Annotated in this window: 16 protein-coding genes and 1 pseudogene; 6 read left to right on the top strand and 11 right to left on the bottom strand. The window is 72.6% G+C overall.

Annotation, left to right across the window (positions count from 1 at the left end; translation table 11 throughout):
• Window positions 1-2 precede the first annotated feature (2 nt).
• Window positions 3-554: a TetR/AcrR family transcriptional regulator gene (locus OG299_RS30875; RefSeq protein WP_266630925.1), complete on the bottom strand. Its 552-nt coding sequence runs from the start codon at window positions 552-554 to the stop codon at window positions 3-5.
• An 85-nt stretch (window positions 555-639) separates the two neighbouring features.
• On the opposite strand from OG299_RS30875, the gene OG299_RS30870 reads away from it, so the two are divergent.
• A complete protein-coding gene (locus tag OG299_RS30870) occupies window positions 640-1,155 on the top strand; it encodes an HAD domain-containing protein (protein WP_327363235.1) in 516 nt (171 codons plus the stop codon).
• A 97-nt stretch (window positions 1,156-1,252) separates the two neighbouring features.
• On the top strand, window positions 1,253-2,452 hold the full coding sequence (locus OG299_RS30865) for a hypothetical protein (RefSeq protein ID WP_327363233.1): 1,200 nt from the start codon (window positions 1,253-1,255) through the stop codon (window positions 2,450-2,452).
• 69 nt (window positions 2,453-2,521) lie between these two features.
• On the opposite strand, the gene argH is transcribed toward OG299_RS30865, so the two are convergent.
• Window positions 2,522-3,952: an argininosuccinate lyase gene (argH, locus tag OG299_RS30860; RefSeq protein WP_266630910.1), complete on the bottom strand. Its 1,431-nt coding sequence runs from the start codon at window positions 3,950-3,952 to the stop codon at window positions 2,522-2,524.
• Window positions 3,953-4,089: 137 nt separating this feature from the next.
• Window positions 4,090-4,245: pseudogene (locus OG299_RS30855) on the bottom strand (argininosuccinate synthase domain-containing protein); the annotation flags it as partial.
• Between the two features lie 183 nt (window positions 4,246-4,428).
• On the opposite strand from OG299_RS30855, the gene OG299_RS30850 reads away from it, so the two are divergent.
• From OG299_RS30850 to OG299_RS30840, 3 genes are read left to right on the top strand one after another with little or no spacing between them, the layout of a single operon-like run.
• On the top strand, window positions 4,429-6,039 hold the full coding sequence (locus tag OG299_RS30850; RefSeq protein ID WP_327363232.1) for a hypothetical protein: 1,611 nt from the start codon (window positions 4,429-4,431) through the stop codon (window positions 6,037-6,039).
• Between the two features lie 43 nt (window positions 6,040-6,082).
• Window positions 6,083-6,658, top strand: a complete 576-nt coding sequence (locus tag OG299_RS30845) for a pyridoxamine 5'-phosphate oxidase family protein (RefSeq protein WP_327363231.1) — start codon at window positions 6,083-6,085, stop codon at window positions 6,656-6,658.
• A gap of 6 nt (window positions 6,659-6,664) precedes the next feature.
• Window positions 6,665-7,360 carry a L,D-transpeptidase family protein gene (locus OG299_RS30840; protein WP_399849666.1) on the top strand — a complete coding sequence of 232 codons (696 nt, stop codon included), beginning with the start codon at window positions 6,665-6,667 and terminating at the stop codon, window positions 7,358-7,360.
• Here OG299_RS30840 and OG299_RS30835 read toward each other — a convergent pair.
• The 6 genes from OG299_RS30835 to argC all read right to left on the bottom strand — a co-directional run bounded on the left by OG299_RS30835 (window position 7,347) and on the right by argC (window position 13,244).
• Window positions 7,347-8,273 (bottom strand): hypothetical protein, encoded by a 927-nt coding sequence (locus OG299_RS30835; RefSeq protein ID WP_327363230.1) that lies wholly within the window; start codon window positions 8,271-8,273, stop codon window positions 7,347-7,349. The genes OG299_RS30840 and OG299_RS30835 overlap by 14 nt on opposite strands.
• A gap of 65 nt (window positions 8,274-8,338) precedes the next feature.
• Complete coding sequence (locus OG299_RS30830; protein ID WP_266630905.1) at window positions 8,339-8,875, bottom strand: arginine repressor; 537 nt, start codon at window positions 8,873-8,875, stop codon at window positions 8,339-8,341.
• 7 nt (window positions 8,876-8,882) lie between these two features.
• Window positions 8,883-10,127, bottom strand: coding sequence for an acetylornithine transaminase (locus OG299_RS30825; protein ID WP_327363229.1), 1,245 nt, complete (start codon window positions 10,125-10,127; stop codon window positions 8,883-8,885).
• Window positions 10,124-11,062, bottom strand: coding sequence for an acetylglutamate kinase (gene argB / locus OG299_RS30820; protein WP_266630902.1), 939 nt, complete (start codon window positions 11,060-11,062; stop codon window positions 10,124-10,126). Before argB ends, OG299_RS30825 begins: the two co-directional genes overlap by 4 nt.
• On the bottom strand, window positions 11,059-12,219 hold the full coding sequence (gene argJ / locus OG299_RS30815; protein WP_327363228.1) for a bifunctional glutamate N-acetyltransferase/amino-acid acetyltransferase ArgJ: 1,161 nt from the start codon (window positions 12,217-12,219) through the stop codon (window positions 11,059-11,061). Before argJ ends, argB begins: the two co-directional genes overlap by 4 nt.
• Complete coding sequence (gene argC, locus OG299_RS30810; RefSeq protein ID WP_266630898.1) at window positions 12,216-13,244, bottom strand: N-acetyl-gamma-glutamyl-phosphate reductase; 1,029 nt, start codon at window positions 13,242-13,244, stop codon at window positions 12,216-12,218. The genes argJ and argC overlap by 4 nt, the downstream gene beginning before the upstream one ends.
• A 294-nt stretch (window positions 13,245-13,538) precedes the next feature.
• Between argC and OG299_RS30805 the strand changes: the two genes are divergently transcribed.
• The gene (locus tag OG299_RS30805) at window positions 13,539-15,323 is read left to right on the top strand and encodes an alkyl/aryl-sulfatase (protein ID WP_327364629.1); all 1,785 of its coding nucleotides are present in this window, start codon (window positions 13,539-13,541) and stop codon (window positions 15,321-15,323) included.
• Here the strand turns inward: OG299_RS30805 and OG299_RS30800 are convergent.
• The gene (locus tag OG299_RS30800) at window positions 15,313-16,092 is read right to left on the bottom strand and encodes an N-acetyltransferase (protein WP_327363227.1); all 780 of its coding nucleotides are present in this window, start codon (window positions 16,090-16,092) and stop codon (window positions 15,313-15,315) included. The genes OG299_RS30805 and OG299_RS30800 overlap by 11 nt on opposite strands.
• A 43-nt stretch (window positions 16,093-16,135) precedes the next feature.
• Complete coding sequence (locus tag OG299_RS30795) at window positions 16,136-16,711, bottom strand: histidine phosphatase family protein (protein ID WP_266630895.1); 576 nt, start codon at window positions 16,709-16,711, stop codon at window positions 16,136-16,138.
• Window positions 16,712-16,729 lie beyond the last annotated feature (18 nt).

Here is a 16,729-nt window from a genome sequence, read left to right as displayed (position 1 = left end):
GTTCATTTCTCCACACTCCGTCGGGCGCCACCGAGCAGCAGCTCGATGATCATGTACTGGAAGTCCTTCGCTGCGACCCGGCCGTCCATGACGGCCCAGGCGCAGGTGCCGATGAGGCCGTAGAGGGCCTCGGTGAGCCAGGCGGGGCTCAGGTCGATCCGGATGTCGCCCTGCTCCTGGCCGCGCCGGAAGAGCGCGCTGACGCGGGCGTCGAGCCGGGCCCATCCCTCGTTGACCTGGTCGCCCTCGAAGAGCTGGTTCTCGGTGACGAGGAAGGCCAGCAGCTGGGCGTCGCGCTCGGCCTCGGCGACCAGCCGGCGCAGCGCCTCGACCGCCGTGCCCTCGTCCAGGCGGGCGTTGTCGAAGGCCGTCTCGAACTGGCGGATGCCGAGTTCCTCGAGGGCCCGTACGAGGGCGTCGCGCCCGGCGAAGTGCCGGTGGAGGGTCGCGCGCCCGATGCCTGCGGCGCGGGCGACCTCGTCCATCGTGGCGGTCGATTTGCGGGAGAGCAGGGCTGCGGCGTCGCGGAGCACCTGGTCACGGTCCATGGCCATGAGACAAGCATACCCCGAATGAGACATCCATGTCTCACCCAATAAAAGGGGTGCCCCGGGGCGCCCCGAACGGAAGGCTGCCGAGATGACGCCCAAGCCCTTGCTGCTGATCGACGTGGACGGCCCGCTGAACCCCTATGCGGCCCAGGCCCAGCGCCGCCCCGAGGGGTACTCCACCCACCGGATGCGCCCGACCGGCTGGACCGGGGCGGAGAGCCGCCGGCCCCTGCGGGTCTGGCTGAACCACACCCACGGCGCGCAGCTGCTCGCGCTGGCGCGCTCGTACGAGCTGGTCTGGGCCACCACCTGGAAGGACGAGGCGAACGAGTGGATAGGCCCGCACCTGGGCCTGCCGCGGCTGCCGTACATCGACTGGCCGCAGATGCACGGGCGGGCCCCGCGCGGCACCTTCTGGAAGACGCAGTACATCCTGGAGTACGCGGGCGAGCGGGAGTTCGCGTGGATCGACGACGACATCACGGCGATGGACCGGGAGTACGTGGACCAGCTCCATCCGGCGCGGGCGCTGTTGATGCGCATCGACGAGCGGATCGGCCTGGTCCGGGGCGACTTCGAGCGGCTCGCCGGCTGGGCGGCGTGACGGACCGGGGCCGGACCGCGGTTTTGATCATGCTCACCGGCCCGATCTAGCATGCACATGCCACCCCCGCGATCTTGCCTTCCGACGAAAGCGACCCATGCGCATCCAGCGGATCCTCGCCACGACCGCCGCCCTCACCTGTCTCGCCGCCCTCCCCGCCTGCAAGGGAGACGGCCAGGCGGCCCCGCCGGGCGCGGCCGCCTCCTCCGCGGCCGCCTCCTCCGCCGCCACCGCCGGCGCCGCCACCGCGGGCTCGCTCGCCGAGGCGCAGCAGTACATGCGCCAGCTCACCGGGTGCGAGGACCTGGGGACGAAGCCCGACGACCCGAGGCTGCCGAGCGGCGACTTCCCCAAGGTCGGGCAGTGGTCGGTCACCGAGGTCGGCGTTTGCAGCGACGGGCGCGCGAAGGGCAACATCGCCATCGCCGTCCCCAAGGACATGAAGGCGTTCCAGGCGGGCTACCGGCAGTACGTCATGGACAAGATCGCCGGGGGCGACGGGGCCTACGGGCTCTTCAGCAACGTCCTGGTCGGCAAGGGCTTCGTCGCCTTCCCCACCAAGTCGAAGTCCGCCATGGCCCTGGTCCAGGGGAACATGCGCGTCCTGGTCTGCAACCCGGGCGGCCGCACACCCGAGGGGTACAAGTCCGAGAAGCCGCTGGTGGAGGGCTGCGGCCTGACCGACTTCTTCGCCGCCGAGGACGGCTCCGGCAGCCCGAACTTCGAGACCCCGCAGGACCCGGCGGGCGGTGGCGGCGAGAAGCTCGGCCAGCCGAAGACCGGCAGCCTCGGGCTCGCCCGCGCGGGCAGCATCGCCGAACTGCGCACGCTCGTGGGCAACAGCCTGGACTGCAAGGAGCACTTCTCCACGGACCCCGACGCGGTGGCCATCTCGTCCATCGACTACCAGCCCGCCGTGAAGGGGAACGCGCTGGACTGGGGGATCACGGGCCGCGCGCTGTGCGGTCAGCCCGCGGGGGCGCAGCGCGCCGTCAACCTGAGCTGGCTCGACACCGTCGGCGACATGAAGAAGCTCCAGACCAAGGCGAAGGCCGCCCAGCAGGCCGATCTGAAGGACGACGGCAAGCTGAAGGCGACCGTGAGCATGCTGCTCGTCGGGGAGAACATCGCGGTCGAGACCAACGACCCGTCGGCCCGCTTCGGCCTGTACCAGCTGCAGTTCCTGTACCTGAACTGCGTGCCCGGCTTCTCCGCCCCCTCCGGGTACCGGCTGGAGAAGTCCCAGGTCGAGGGCTGCGTCCTGACCAACTACGAACCGGAGCACCCGGTGCGCTAGCGCGTACGGACACGCCCGCGGGGGCGGTGGGAGCCGGTGCTCCCCCCGCCCCCGCGGGCGTCACGGCCGCTAGTGCTTGTGGGTCGCCCAGGCGTGCTGGATGACCAGGTCGGCCTTCAGCTCCGCGAGCTGCTTGGCGACCGCCGAGGGGGCAGTGCCGCCCCGGCCGTTGCGCGAGGCGAGGGCGCCGGGGACGTTGAGGACCGTACGGACCTCCGGCGTGAGGTGCTCCGAGATCTTCGCGAACTGCTCGTCCGTGAGCTCGTCCAGCTCGATCCCGAGCCCCTCGCACTCCTTCACGCACTCGCCGGCCACCTCGTGCGCCACCCGGAACGGCACGCCCTGCTTGACCAGCCACTCCGCGATGTCCGTGGCGAGCGAGAACCCGGCCGGAGCGAGCTCCTCCATCCGCTCCCGGTTGACCGTGAGGGTGGCCATCATCCCGGTGAAGGCCGGGAGCAGGACCTCGAGGGTGTCGCAGGAGTCGAAGACCGGCTCCTTGTCCTCCTGGAGGTCGCGGTTGTACGCGAGCGGGAGGGCCTTGAGGGTGGCCAGCAGGCCCGTCAGGTTGCCGATGAGCCGGCCCGACTTGCCGCGCGCCAGCTCCGCGATGTCCGGGTTCTTCTTCTGCGGCATGATCGAGGACCCGGTCGAGAAGGCGTCGTGCAGGGTCACGAAGGAGAACTCCTTCGTGTTCCAGATGATGATCTCCTCCGCGATCCGGGACAGGTTGATCCCGATCATCGCGGTGATGAAGGCGAACTCGGCGACGAAGTCGCGGGAGGCCGTGCCGTCGATCGAGTTGCCGACCGAGCCGCGCTCGAAGCCCAGGTCGGCGGCGACCGCCTCCGGGTCCAGCCCCAGCGAGGAGCCGGCCAGCGCGCCGGAGCCGTACGGGGAGACCGCGGTCCGGGTGTCCCACTGCCGCAGCCGCTCCGCGTCCCGGGACAGCGACTGCACGTGGGCCAGTACGTGGTGCGCGAAGAGCACCGGCTGCGCGTGCTGCAGGTGGGTCCGGCCGGGCATCGCCACGTCGTGGTGCGTCTCGGCGAGGCCGACCAGCGCGTCCTGCAGGTCCGCGATCAGGCCGCCGACGATCCGGGCGTGGTCGCGCAGGAACATCCGGAAGAGGGTGGCCACCTGGTCGTTGCGGGACCGGCCGGCGCGCAGCTTGCCGCCGAGGTCGGCGCCGAGCCGCTCCAGCAGGCCCCGCTCCAGGGCGGTGTGCACGTCCTCGTCGGCGATGGTGCCGGTGAAGGAGCCGTCGGCGACGTCGGCTTCGAGCCGGTCGAGGCCGGCGATCATGCGGTCGAGCTCGTCCGCCGTCAGCAGGCCCGCCTTGGCGAGGACGCGGGCGTGGGCGCGGGATCCGGCGATGTCGTACGGCGCGAGGCGCCAGTCGAAGTGGACCGACGCGGACAGCTTGGCGAGGGCCTCGGCCGGGCCGTCGGCGAACCGGCCGCCCCAGAGCCGGACGTCACCACCGTTGTTGCTGCTCACAGCTACTGCTCCTCAAGACTGCATGTGCATGGGCTTCGGATGTGAAACTGCCTCCCCGCCGCGGAGGAAACGGGGAGGCAGTCGGGTACTGCCGGCCTGCTGGTCCGTCAGGCGAGGTCGCGGCGTACCGCGACCGCGTCGATGGAGTACGGGGGCTTCTCGGTGGTCGCGACGGGGAGGTCCTTGGCCTCGTGGAAGGCGATGGCCTTGTCCCGGGTCGTGGCGTGGTCGCGGACCGGGGCCATGCACGTGAGGTCGGGGCCGAGGGCGGCGATGCCGGCCTCGAAGCGGAGCACGACGCGCTCGGTCACGGGTTTCTCCTTCCACGGTGCATCCTCGTAGGCATAACTATGCAGTAGTCCGTATGTTTCGTCAATCGAGTCCGTCGCCGTGCCGCTGACCAGCCCGGATATCAGGCGCGGGACCCGTGGGCGGCCCCCTACGATCAGCGGGCAGGTTGATTCGGGGGAGGACACATGCCGCTCATACGGCAGGACATCGCGCAGGGGCACGACGCGGCGCTCGCGCTGCTGCGGCGGCCGGAGACCGACGTGACCGACGCGGCGCGGGTGCTGCTGCGGCGCCCGGACACCTACGCGTCCGGCAGGTTCCCCTCGCACCGGCCGGACGTCTGGATCGCCTTCGACAGGGAGGTGCGGCGGCTGGCCTCCCGCCCGTACGAGCCCCTGCGCAGCAACCGGCTCGAGGCGCGGCTGTGCGACGCCGACGGGCGGATCCGCGCGTCCGCGCTCGCCGCGTGGCGCAACCCGCCGCTCCTGCTCGTCCTGATCCGGTGCGCCGACTGGGCCCCGGCGGTACGTGAGCGCGCCCGGCGGGTGCTCGGCAGGATCGTGGCCCTGGACCCCGAGAACACGCTCATCGCCCTCGTGCCGCTCGCCCTGCGACTGGGTCGGCGCGAGCACGGCGCCTGGGCGGTGGGCCAGCTGGAGGCCGCACTGAGCGGCCGGTACTCCCTCCTCGCCGCGTGGTGGCGTCCCGGGCGGCCCTCGACCACGTGGAGCTGGAGCTCGCTGACCGCAGAGCAGCGCGCCCGCATCTTGGACCGCCTGCGCGCGACGGCGGACCTTGCGACCCGGCGGTTCGCCGCCCGCCTCACCGTCGCCGACGGGCGGCTCGGCGTGCGCGAGCTCGCCCGGCAGGCCGCCTCGGAGCACGACTCGCCGGCGTGCCGGACGTGGACCGACGCCGCCCTGGCGGCAATGGCCGCCGACGGGCCGGACGACGAGGCGGTCGACACCCTGCTCCGCGGACGCATTCCGATGGTCCGGGCCGCCGGGGTCACCGCCCTGCGCCGGGCCGGCCGGGCGGCGGAGGCCTCCCGGCACCTCACCGACCCGTCCGGTCTCGTACGGGCCTGCGCGCGCTGGCTGCTGCGCCAGGACGGCGGCGACCCGTACACGCACTACCTCGGGCTCCTCGTGGGCCCGGAGCACGTGAGCCGGTATGCGGTGACCGGCTTCTGCGAATGCGCCCCGCGCTCCGACGCCCCGCTGCTGAGCGAGTTGCTGGACCATCCCTCCGGGGTGGTACGGGCCGCGGCCCTGACCGGGCTGCGCCGGCTGGACGCCACCCCCGACGACGCGGCCCTGCTCCCGCTGCTGGACGATCCGTCGGCGTCGGTGGCCCGTGAGGCCGGGCTCTGCCTGCGTCCCGTGGCGCGGCGGCTGGACCCCGAAGGGCTGGCCGCCCGTACCGCCCCCGACCGGCCCGTGCACACCCGGCGCGCCGCGTTCCACCTGCTGCGCGCCCAGGGCGGAATCGCCGCGCTGCGTGCCGCGGTGGCCCTGTCGGCGGACCCCGACCCGGGCCTGCGCCGGGTCGCGGCGGACACGGTGCAAGGGTGGAGCTGGCTCCACGCTCTGCAGGAGAGACAGGCGGAGCGTGCGGAGCTCGGCGCGCTGCTGGCGGCGTCGGCGCACCTGCTCCCCGTCCACCGGCTGCGGTGGTGGCGCGCCCGCCTGGGTCTGCAGGAGAACGACTGCGCGGAACTGGACGCGCTGCTCACACGGTCGCCGCACGACGAGGACCGGCGGCTGTCGCGCTCGCGCCGAGGTCTGTGGGTCTGAAATTCCGCGGCCTGAACCGGCCGTTCCAGCCGATAATCGGATCATGGGAAAGCTCTACGAACGTATCGACGGCCGACTGCGCAAGTTCATCGAGGAGCAGCCGGTCTTCTTCACGGCCACCGCCCCGCTCGCGGGTGACGGCCATGTCAACCTGTCCCCCAAGGGCCGCGCGGGCACGCTCGTCGTCATCGACGAGCAGACCCTCGCCTACCTCGACTTCGGCGGCAGCGGCGCCGAGACCATCGCCCACGTCCGCGAGAACGGCCGGATCACGCTGATGTGGTGCGCGTTCAGCGGGCCGCCCAACATCGTGCGCATCCACGGCGAGGGCGAGGCCGTCTTCCGCGACGACCCCCGCTGGGGTGAACTGATCGGCCTGTTCGGTGACGCCGACGGGCCGTCCGCCCGGGCGGTCATCCTGGTCCACGCCCGCCGGATCGCCGATGTGTGCGGGTACGCCGTTCCCTTCATGGAGTACCAGGGTGAGCGCACCCTCCACGCGGAGTACTTCGGCCGCAAGACGGACGAGGAGTTCGGCGAGTACTGCGAGAAGAAGGTCGCAGTGAGCGTCGACGGCCTGCCTGCACTGCCTGTGCCCCTTCCGCCCCGTACTGTCTGACATGTGCTGCGTACCGCCCTTGTCACCGGCTCACTGATCGTCACCAGCCTGCTGTCGCAGGGCCCGTACGGGCCTGCGCCGCTGCCGGCCCGTCTCGCCGACACGGGCGGCGGCAGCCAGCTGATCACCGCCGTCGCGCCCGCGCCCGGATCCACCACGGGGAGGCTGACCTGGTGGGACCGGCGGGCGGGGCGCTGGTTCGAGGCCGGCAGCGCGCCCGCCCGCTTCGGGGCCAACGGACTCACCGAGGGCGCGACCCGCACGCAGGGCACCAGCACCACCCCGACGGGCCTGTACGAGCTGCCGTACGCCTTCGGGATCGGGCGGGCGCCGGCCGGCACGGAGTACGGCTACCGGCGGGTGACCGCGGACTCCTGGTGGTGCCAGGACAACGCGTCGGCCGCGTACAACCGCTGGGTGGAGCCGCTGCCCGCGGACTGCGCGCCGGGCGAGGCCGAGCACCTGGTCACCTACGAGAAGCAGTACGCGCACGCGCTGGTCATCGGCTTCAACTACGAGCGGCCGGTGCACGGCCGGGGCGCAGGCATCTTCCTGCACGTCAACGGCAAGGGCGCGACGGCCGGTTGCGTGTCGGTGGCCGAGCGGGACATGCGGTCGATCCTGCGCTGGGCCGACCCGGACCGACGCCCGCACATCGCGATCGGCACGCAGGAGGGACCGCTGGCCGTCACCCGTTACTAGGCCGTGTGCCAGGGGGTGCGGCATCGCCGTCGGGCTCGGGCTCGACCTCGTCCTCGTCGGCGGCCCGGTACTCGTACGCGTCCTCCCACCAGACCTTGTCGTCCAGCCACTCGTCGTCCTCGTCCTCGCCCTCGTCGACGACCGCGTCGGCGCCGCGCCACCCGTTGCGGTCACCGATGCTCCGCAGGACGTGGCAGCGCTGCTGTTCGTCCAGCGCCGCGAAGGCCGGATGCGGCTCGGCGCGGACCAGGTCCCCCAGCGGGTCGCCGCACTCCGTCCGCGCCCGGACCTCCCTGCCGGCCCTTTCTGCGAACGCCAGCGCCACCAGGCCGAGCGCGGCCACCGCGGCGCAGGCCCATTCCCGTACCCCGTGCGGCCGCTCGGCCAGCAGCAGCACGCCCGCCAGGCTCCAGAAGAACATCACCAGGACGATGCCGACGCAGCCGCAGCAGGCCGACAGTCGACTCCCCTCGTCGTCCGGCATGCGCGGGAGATCGGGCAGCCGGGCGTCCCTTTCCGTCCCGTACGCGCCGCGCCGCTTCACGTACCCCTCGTCGTACCGGTCGATCCAGCCGATCGAAACGGGCTCGGGATCGTGCCGGCGCACGGCCTCCAGCAGGGCGGCGGGCAGCGGGTGGGCCGGCGTCCGGGCGGGGTCGCGGCCCTCCTCGGTCAAGAACGCCGCTCCCTCCCCGTCGATGCGGAGGTACCTGCCGAGGACGAGTTCGGCGGCAGCCGCCTCCGTCTCCTCGTTCCGCAGCAGGGCGGCGTGGTACGGCTCGAGTTCGAGGGCGGCGACGAGCCGGAGGATCTCGCGCCGGATCCGGGCCCGGCGCCGCCACCGCAGGCCGATGGGCCCGTACACGGCGGCGGTCACGACGAACACCGACAGGGCGAGGACGACTTGAAGCACGGCCCGAGGCTATGTCGGCGGCGCCGGGTCCGGCACCGGATTTCCGGCGCCCCGGACGTCCCCGCTCAGCTCTCCTTCTGGGCCAGCCTCAGCAGGTGGTCCGCGAGGGCCTGGCCGCCGGACGGGTCGCGGCTGATCAGCATCAACGTGTCGTCACCGGCGATCGTGCCCAGGATCTCGCGGAGTTCGGCCTGGTCGATCGCCGAGGCGAGGAACTGGGCCGCACCCGGCGGGGTGCGCAGGACCACGAGGTTCGCGGAGGCCTCCGCCGAGATCAGCAGCTCCCCGGAGAGGCGCCGCATGCGCTCCTCCTTCGCGGACTCGCCGAGCGGGGCCTGCGGGGTGCGGAAACCGCCCTCGCTGGGCACCGCGTAGATCAGCTCGCCGCCGGTGTTGCGGATCTTCACCGCGCCCAGCTCGTCGAGGTCGCGGGAGAGCGTCGCCTGGGTGACGCTCAGCCCGTCGTCGGCGAGCAGTTTCGCCAGCTGGCTCTGGGAGCGGACCGGCTGCCGGTTGAGGATGTCCACGATCCGGCGGTGGCGGGCGGTGCGGGTCTGCGGAACGGACGGGCCGTGCTGCTCGTGGTCCTGCGCCTGGCTCATCGTCGTCTCATTCCCCGGTGTGTCCGTCCCCGTTGGCTGCGTCGAGGATGCCGGGCAGGGCCCGGACGAACGCGTCCGCCTCGGCCTCGGAGAGTACGTACGGCGGCATGAGCCGTACGACGTCGGGGGCGGGCGCGTTGACCAGGAAGCCGGCATCTTGGGCCGCCTGCTGCACCTGCGGTGCGAGCGGTCCGGTCAGCACGATACCCAGGAGAAGGCCCTCACCACGGACATGGGAGACCAGCGGGTGCCCGGCAGCCTCGATTCCGGAGCGCAGCCGCTCCCCGCGCGCCTTGACCCGGTCGAGCAGGCCGTCGGCGGCGATGGTGTCGATGACGGCGAGGCCGGCGGCGCACGCGACGGGGTTCCCGCCGAACGTGGTGCCGTGTTGGCCGGGCTGCAGCAGGTCCGCGGCGGGACCGAAGGCGGCGACGGCGCCGATCGGCAGACCGCCGCCGAGCCCCTTCGCGAGCGTGACGAGATCGGGCTCCACGCCCGCGTGGGCCTGGTGTTCGAACCAGTGGCCGCAGCGCCCGATGCCGGTCTGCACCTCGTCGAGGACGAGCAGGGTGCCGGTGGCCCGGGTGATCTCCCGGGCGGCCGTCAGGTAGCCGGCCGGGGGCACGATGACCCCGTTCTCGCCCTGGATCGGCTCGATGACCAAAAGCGCCGTCTCCTCGGTGACGGCAGCCCGCAGGGCCTCCACGTCGCCGTACGGGACGTGCGTGACATCGCCGGGCAGCGGCAGGAACGGGTCCTGCTTCTTGGGCTGGCCGGTGAGCGCGAGGGCGCCCATGGTCCGGCCGTGGAAGCCTCCGTCGGTGGCGACCATGTGGGTCCGCCCGGTCAGCCGGCCGATCTTGAAGGCGGCCTCGACGGCCTCGGCTCCGGAGTTGCAGAAGAAAATCCGACCGGGCCGACCGAACAGCTGGAGCAGCCGCTCGCCGAGCGCGAGGACCGGCTCGGAGGCGTAGAGGTTGGAGACGTGGCCGAGGGTGGAGATCTGCCGGGTGACGGCCTCGACGATCGCCGGGTGGGCGTGGCCGAGGGCGTTGACCGCGATGCCGCCGACGAAGTCGGTGTACTGCCTGCCGTCCGCGTCCCAGACCTGGGCGCCTTCGCCGCGTACGAGGGCCAGCGCGGGGGTGCCGTAGTTGTTGGTCAGCGTGTCCTGCCAACGGGCGCCGTACCGCTGGTTGCCGGTCTGCCGGCCGCCGGTCCCCTGGTCGCCGGTCTCTTGATGGCCCGTCATGTGCGCACCCCTCCCTGTGCGTCGGGCACGACCATCGTGCCGATTCCCTCGTCGGTGAAGATCTCCAGCAGGATCGAGTGCGGGACCCGCCCGTCGATCACGCGGGCCGTGCTCACGCCGCCGCGGACGGCGTGCAGGCAGCCCTCCATCTTGGGCACCATGCCGCTGGACAGCTCGGGCAGCAGCTTCTCCAGCTCGCTGACGGTGAGGCGGCTGATGACCTCGTCGCTGTTCGGCCAGTCCGCGTAGAGGCCCTCGACGTCGGTGAGCACCATCAGCGTCTCGGCGCCCAGCGCGGCGGCGAGCGCCGCGGCCGCCGTGTCGGCGTTCACGTTGTACACGTGGTGGTCGTCGGCGCTGCGCGCGATGGAGGAGATGACCGGGATCCGGCCGTCCGCCAGCAGCGCCTCGATCGCGCCCGTGTCGATGGCGGTGATCTCGCCGACCCGGCCGATGTCGACGAGCTCGCCGTCGATCTCCGGGGTGTGCCGGGTGGCGGTGATGGTGTGGGCGTCCTCGCCGGTCATGCCGACGGCGAGCGGCCCGTGCTCGTTGAGCAGCCCGACCAGCTCGCGCTGGACCTGCCCCGCCAGGACCATCCGTACGACGTCCATGGCCTCGGGGGTCGTCACGCGCAGGCCGGCCTTGAACTCGCTGACCAGGCCCTGCTTGTCGAGCTGCGCGTTGATCTGGGGGCCGCCGCCGTGCACCACCACCGGCTTGAGGCCGGCCTGGCGCAGGAAGACCACGTCCTGGGCGAAGGCGGCCTTGAGGTCCTCGTCGATCATGGCGTTGCCGCCGAACTTGATGACGACGACCTTGCCGTTGTGGCGGGTGAGCCAGGGAAGGGCCTCGATGAGGATCTGCGCCTTGGGCAGCGCGGTGTGCTTGCGCGCGGTTCCGGTGCCGGGCTGGCCGGCCTTCTCGTCGCTCATGAGCTGTACGCGCTGTTCTCGTGGACGTACTCGGCGGTCAGGTCGTTGGCCCAGATCACGGCGGACTCGGAGCCGGTCGCCAGGTCGGCGGTGATGCGGACCTCGCGGTCCTTCATGGAGACCAGGTCGCGGTCCTCGCCGACCGAGCCGTTCTTGCAGACCCAGACGCCGTTGATGGCCACGTTGAGGCGGTCCGGGTCGAAGGCGGCCCGGGTGGTGCCGATGGCGGAGAGCACCCGGCCCCAGTTGGGGTCCTCGCCGTGGATGGCGCACTTGAGCAGGTTGTTGCGGGCGATGGACCGGCCGACCTCGACCGCGTCGCCCTCGGTGAGCGCGCCGACGACCTCGATGCGGATGTCCTTGCTGGCGCCCTCGGCGTCGCCGATCAGCTGGCGGGCCAAGTCGTCGCAGACGGTCCGTACGGCCTCCGCGAAGGCCTCGTACGCCGGCACCTGGCCGGAGGCCCCGGAGGCGAGCAGCAGCACCGTGTCGTTGGTGGACATGCAGCCGTCGGAGTCGACCCGGTCGAAGGTGGTGCGGGTGGCGGAGCGCAGCGCCTTGTCGAGGGTGCCGCTGTCCAGGTCGGCGTCGGTGGTGAGGACGACGAGCATGGTGGCCAGGCCGGGGGCGAGCATGCCCGCGCCCTTGGCCATGCCGCCGACGGTCCAGCCGTCCTGGGCGGTGACGGTGGCCGTCTTGTGCACGGTGTCTGTGGTCTTGATGGCGATGGCGGCGGCCTCGCCGCCGTCCTCGGACAGTGCCGCGACGGCGGTGTCGATGCCGGGGAGCAGCTTGTCCATGGGGAGCAGGACGCCGATCAGGCCGGTGGACGCGACGGCGACCTCGCCGGCGTTGTGCTCGCCGCCCAGCGCCTGCGCCACCTTCTCGGCGGTGGCGTGGGTGTCCTGGAAGCCCTTGGGTCCGGTGCAGGCGTTGGCGCCGCCGGAGTTGAGGACGACCGCGCTGACGGAGGCGCCTCGCAGGACCTGCTCGGACCAGAGCACGGGCGCGGCCTTGACGCGGTTGGAGGTGAAGACGCCCGCCGCGGCCAGCCGCGGCCCGTGGTTGACCACGAGGGCCAGGTCCGGGTTGCCGTTCGCCTTGATCCCGGCCGCGATGCCCGCGGCCGTGAACCCCTGTGCTGCCGTAACCGTCACGGCGCGACTCCGATCGTGGAAAGCCCGAGTTCTTCGGGGAGCCCGAGGGCGATGTTCATGCTCTGCACCGCGCCGCCGGCGGTGCCCTTGGTGAGGTTGTCGATGGCGCTGATCGCGATGATCCGCTGCGCGGACCCGTCGTACGCGACCTGGATCTGAACGGCGTTGGAACCGTGGACGGACGAGGTCGCCGGCCACTGCCCCGCGGGCAGCAGGTGGACGAAGGGCTCGTCCGCGTACGCCTTCTCGTACGCGGCGCGCACGGCGTCGGCGGTGGTGCCGGGGAGGGCCTTGGCGGAGCAGGTGGCCAGGATGCCGCGCGGCATGGGCACGAGGGTCGGCGTGAAGGAGACGGAGACCTTCTGCCCGGCGATCGGGCTGAGGTTCTGCACCATCTCGGGGGTGTGCCGGTGCCCGCCGCCCACCCCGTACGGGCTCACGGAGCCCATGACCTCGGAGCCGAGCAGGTGCGGCTTGAGCGCCTTGCCGGCCCCCGAGGTGCCGGTGGCGGCGACGATCACGGCCTCCGGCTCGGCCAGCTGCGCGGCGTAGGCCGGGAAGAGGGCGAGGGTGACGGCGGTCGGGAAGCACCCGGGAACCGCGATGCGCTTGGCCCCCTCCAGCGCGGCGCGGCCACCGGGCAGCTCGGGGAGCCCGTAGGGCCAGGTGCCGGCGTGCGGGGCGCCGTAGAACGCGTCCCAGTCGGCGGAGTCCTTGAGCCGGTGGTCGGCGCCCATGTCGATGACGAGGACGCCCTCGCCGAGCTGGGCGGCGACGGCGGCGGACTGTCCGTGGGGCAGGGCCAGGAAGACGACGTCGTGGCCGGCGAGGACCTCGGGCGTGGTCGCCTCAAGGGTCCGGCCGGCGAGCGGCACCAGGTGCGGCTGGAGGCTGCCGAGGAGCTGTCCGGCGTTGGAGTTGCCGGTCAGCGCGCCGATCTCCACCTCGGGGTGGGAGAGCAGCAGGCGCAGGACCTCTCCGCCCGCGTACCCGCTCGCTCCGGCCACCGCTACACGTACCACCATCGGACCCTCCTCCTTGATGGCATGACTATACGTACCGCCGCACTTTTATGCAAAGCTCCGCCGGAATCTGAATGGAGCAGGCTCAGTGGTGCCCCGGACCGCAGGGGCCGAGGGTGGGTGAGGACCCACCGATACCGGCGTCCCCCGGCCCCCCGGGCCGCCGAGAGGGAGGACTGGACCGTGAACGCTTCGTCCGGGGACGCCGAGGCCGTCGTCGCGGAGGCCAACGATGCCGCGCTGCGGCGCCTCCCGTTCGACGACACCCGCGATCCGGAGAACGAGCGCCGCGGATTCATGGGAACGGCCGAACAGAACGAGATCCGGGACGCGGACGGCCGTGTGGTGTGGGATCTGGACGCGTACGGGTTCCTGGACGCCGACTGTCCGCCCACCGCCCATCCGAGCCTGTGGCGCCAGAGCAGGCTGGCCAGGGGGCACGGGCTGTTCGAGGTGGTCCCGGGGATCTACCAGGTGCGCGGGTTCGACCTGTCGAACATGACCGTGGTCGAGGGCGAGCGCGGCGTCCTGGTCGTCGACCCGCTCATCTCGACGCAGACCGCGGCCGCCGCGCTCGCGCTGTACCGCCGCCACCGCGGGGAGCGCCCCGTCACCGGCGTCCTGTACACGCACAGCCACGTCGACCACTTCGGCGGCGTCAAGGGCGTGATCAGCGTCGAGGAGGTCGCGGCCGGCGTGCCCGTGCTCGCGCCGGAGGGGTTCCTGGAGCACGCCGTCAGCGAGAACGTCTACGCCGGCACCGCCATGAGCCGCCGCGCCACGTACATGTACGGCGCCGCCCTGCCCAAGGGTCCTCGCGGGCAGATCGGCTCGGGGCTGGGCCCCACGACCTCCACGGGCACGGTCACCCTCGTCCCGCCGACCGTCCACATCACCCGCACCGGGCAGAGCGAGACCGTCGACGGGATCCGCATGGTGTTCCAGATGACCCCGGGCACCGAAGCCCCGGCCGAGCTCAACATCCACTTCCCCGACCACGCCGCCCTGTGCACCGCCGAGAACGCCACCCACACCCTGCACAACCTGCTCACGCTGCGCGGCGCCCAGGTACGCGACCCGCACGACTGGGCCCGCTACCTGACCGAGGCCGTCCAGCTCTTCGGCGCCGCCACCGACGTCGTGTTCGCCTCGCACCACTGGCCGGTCTGGGGCCGGGAGGAGGCCCTCGCCTTCCTTTCCGAGCAGCGCGACCTGTACGCCTACCTCCACGACCAGACGCTGCGCATGATCAACCAGGGGCTCACCGCGCCGGAGATCGCCGAGCGGATGCAACTGCCCCCGGCGCTGGAGCGCGCCTGGCACACCCACGGCTACTACGGCTCCGTCAGCCACAACGCCAAGGCCGTCTACCAGCGGTACATGGGCTGGTTCGACGGCAACCCGGCCCACCTGTGGGCCCACCCGCCCGCCGAGGCCGCCACCCGGTACGTCGACTTCATGGGCGGCGCCGGGGAGGTGCTGCGCCGCGCCCGCCAGTCCTACGCGCAGGGCGACTTCCGCTGGGTCGCCGAGATCGTCCACCACGTCCTGTTCGCCGACCCGGGCAACACCGAGGCCCGCGCCCTCCAGGCCGATGCCCTGGAGCAGCTCGGCTACGGCAGCGAGAACGGCACCTGGCGCAACTTCTACCTCACCGGCGCACAGGAACTGCGCCACGGATCCGTCGGCACGCCCACCACCACCGCCTCCGAGGACCTGATCAACACCCTGACGCTCGACCAGCTCTTCGACTCCCTCGCGATCCGTGTCGACGGGCCGCGCAGCTGGGACGCCGAGGTCACCGTCCGCTGGCATCTCGGCGACGGCCGGGACCCCAGCACCCTGCGCCTGAAGAACGGCGTGCTCACCCACGTACGGGGCCTCGGGCCGGCCGCCGGTGAACCGGACGTCGAGATCACCCTGGACGAACCGGCGCTGCGCGCCCTGCTGCTCGGCCGGGCCGCGCTCGCGGACCTGGTCGCCCGGGGCCGGGCCCGGGTCTGCGGCGACCCGGCCCGGCTCGCCGAGCTGACCGGCCACCTCACCGAGCCCGACCCGGACTTCGCGATCGTCACGCCCTGACGGGAGCCGCCTGCTCCGGCCGGTCCAGCGCGTGGCGGACCCAGACGTTCGGCTCCACGTACACCGCATAGCCCTGTTCGAGCTCGCAGCGGACCGGGGCCAGGGCTCCGGGCACCCGGACCGGGCCCGTCGCGTCGAAGGGCAGCCCGGTCCACTCCCGCCACTGCGCGAGCGAGCCGGTGATCGTCATCGACAGCGGGGCCACCGAGTCGATCACCGCGCCCGCGCGGGCGTGGACCCGCAGCCACGGGTCGTACGGGAGACCGTCCTCGCGCGTGCGGTACGCGTACTCCCGGATCGGGGTGTCCGGCTCGGCCGGCTTGCCGCTGGGCCGGACGGGGGCCACCACCTCGGCGAACCCGCGGGAGCGGGCGTTGTCCCGCATCGCCGCCAGCATCCGCGCGGACAGGCCCTCGCCCTGCCGGTCGGTGGCGATGGTGATCTCGATGGCGCTCACCGTGTCGGGGGCGATCCCGCGCCGCAGGTCGGAGAAGGCCCACATCAGGACCTGGTCCCAGCCCCGCGCGGGCAGCACCCCGTCCCGGCCCGGCGCGTGCAGGGCGAACGGCACGCTGTACCCGCGGGCGACGACCGCATCGCCGTCGGTGGCGACCAGGACGTAGTCCGCCAGCTCCCGCGTCATCCGGGGGTAGAGGAGCCAGGCGACGGAGTCGTGCTGGGCGAACTCCGGCCAGGGATCCTTCATGTCCCAGAGCCGTTCGGCCAGTTCGGGGCGCTGCGCGAGGGTGGTGATCTGCAGATCGGTCATGGCCGCAGGTTAGGGGGTGTCGTGCCGGTGGGGCTCCGGCTTTTCAGCCGGGTGCCTGGAGCGAGAGGTGCCAGTGGCCCGAGCGGCCCGTCAGGGTGATCGTCGAGAGCGGCCGGACGTCCACGTTCCAGTAGGTCAGCGGGGCCGCCCTCAGTGCGTACACCAGGGCCGCCCGGACCACCGCGGGCTCCGCCACGGCCACGATCGCACCTCCGTCGTCGGCGGGGCGGGTGTCCAGCCAGCTGCCGATGCGGGAGATGAAGGCGAGCAGGGACTCGCCGCCGTGCGGGGCGGCGAGGGGGTCGGTGAGCCAGAGGTCCACCGCTCCGGGCTCGCGCTGCGCCACCTCGGCCAGGGTCAGCCCGCGCCAGCGGCCCATGTCGCAGTCGCGCAGCGCCGGCTGGGCGAGCGGCGCGTATCCGAGGGCCTGCCCGGTGGCCCGGCTGCGCGGGCTGGGCGAGCAGTAGCGCAGCTCGGCGGCGCCCAGGGGGACCAGCCCGCGCGCTGCGGATTCGACCGCGTGCCAGCCCGCCCCGTCCAGCGGGCGGTCGTCGTCGAAGCGCTCGGCAAGCAGCGAGGAACCACGGGCTGCGGCGACGAGCGAGACCCGAACATTCATTCCGCGATGGTGAGCCGC

Origin of the sequence: Streptomyces sp. NBC_01296 (assembly GCF_035984415.1) — a bacterium.
GTDB lineage: Bacteria > Actinomycetota > Actinomycetes > Streptomycetales > Streptomycetaceae > Streptomyces.
Note: the sequence above shows the minus strand (reverse complement) of the source record. Positions and strands in the feature narration are given on the sequence as shown.

Bases quoted from the DNA above. Each gene is read 5' to 3' on its own strand.
- OG299_RS30875 (WP_266630925.1), bottom strand. From the start codon at position 554: ATGGCCATGGACCGTGACCAGGTGCTCCGCGACGCCGCAGCCCTGCTC.
- OG299_RS30870 (WP_327363235.1), top strand. From the start codon at position 640: ATGACGCCCAAGCCCTTGCTGCTGATCGACGTGGACGGCCCGCTGAAC.
- OG299_RS30865 (WP_327363233.1), top strand. From the start codon at position 1,253: ATGCGCATCCAGCGGATCCTCGCCACGACCGCCGCCCTCACCTGTCTC.
- OG299_RS30850 (WP_327363232.1), top strand. From the start codon at position 4,429: ATGCCGCTCATACGGCAGGACATCGCGCAGGGGCACGACGCGGCGCTC.
- OG299_RS30845 (WP_327363231.1), top strand. From the start codon at position 6,083: ATGGGAAAGCTCTACGAACGTATCGACGGCCGACTGCGCAAGTTCATC.
- OG299_RS30830 (WP_266630905.1), bottom strand. From the start codon at position 8,875: ATGAGCCAGGCGCAGGACCACGAGCAGCACGGCCCGTCCGTTCCGCAG.
- OG299_RS30825 (WP_327363229.1), bottom strand. From the start codon at position 10,127: ATGACGGGCCATCAAGAGACCGGCGACCAGGGGACCGGCGGCCGGCAG.
- argB (WP_266630902.1), bottom strand. From the start codon at position 11,062: ATGAGCGACGAGAAGGCCGGCCAGCCCGGCACCGGAACCGCGCGCAAG.
- argC (WP_266630898.1), bottom strand. From the start codon at position 13,244: ATGGTGGTACGTGTAGCGGTGGCCGGAGCGAGCGGGTACGCGGGCGGA.
- OG299_RS30805 (WP_327364629.1), top strand. From the start codon at position 13,539: ATGGGAACGGCCGAACAGAACGAGATCCGGGACGCGGACGGCCGTGTG.
- OG299_RS30800 (WP_327363227.1), bottom strand. From the start codon at position 16,092: ATGACCGATCTGCAGATCACCACCCTCGCGCAGCGCCCCGAACTGGCC.
- OG299_RS30795 (WP_266630895.1), bottom strand. From the start codon at position 16,711: ATGAATGTTCGGGTCTCGCTCGTCGCCGCAGCCCGTGGTTCCTCGCTG.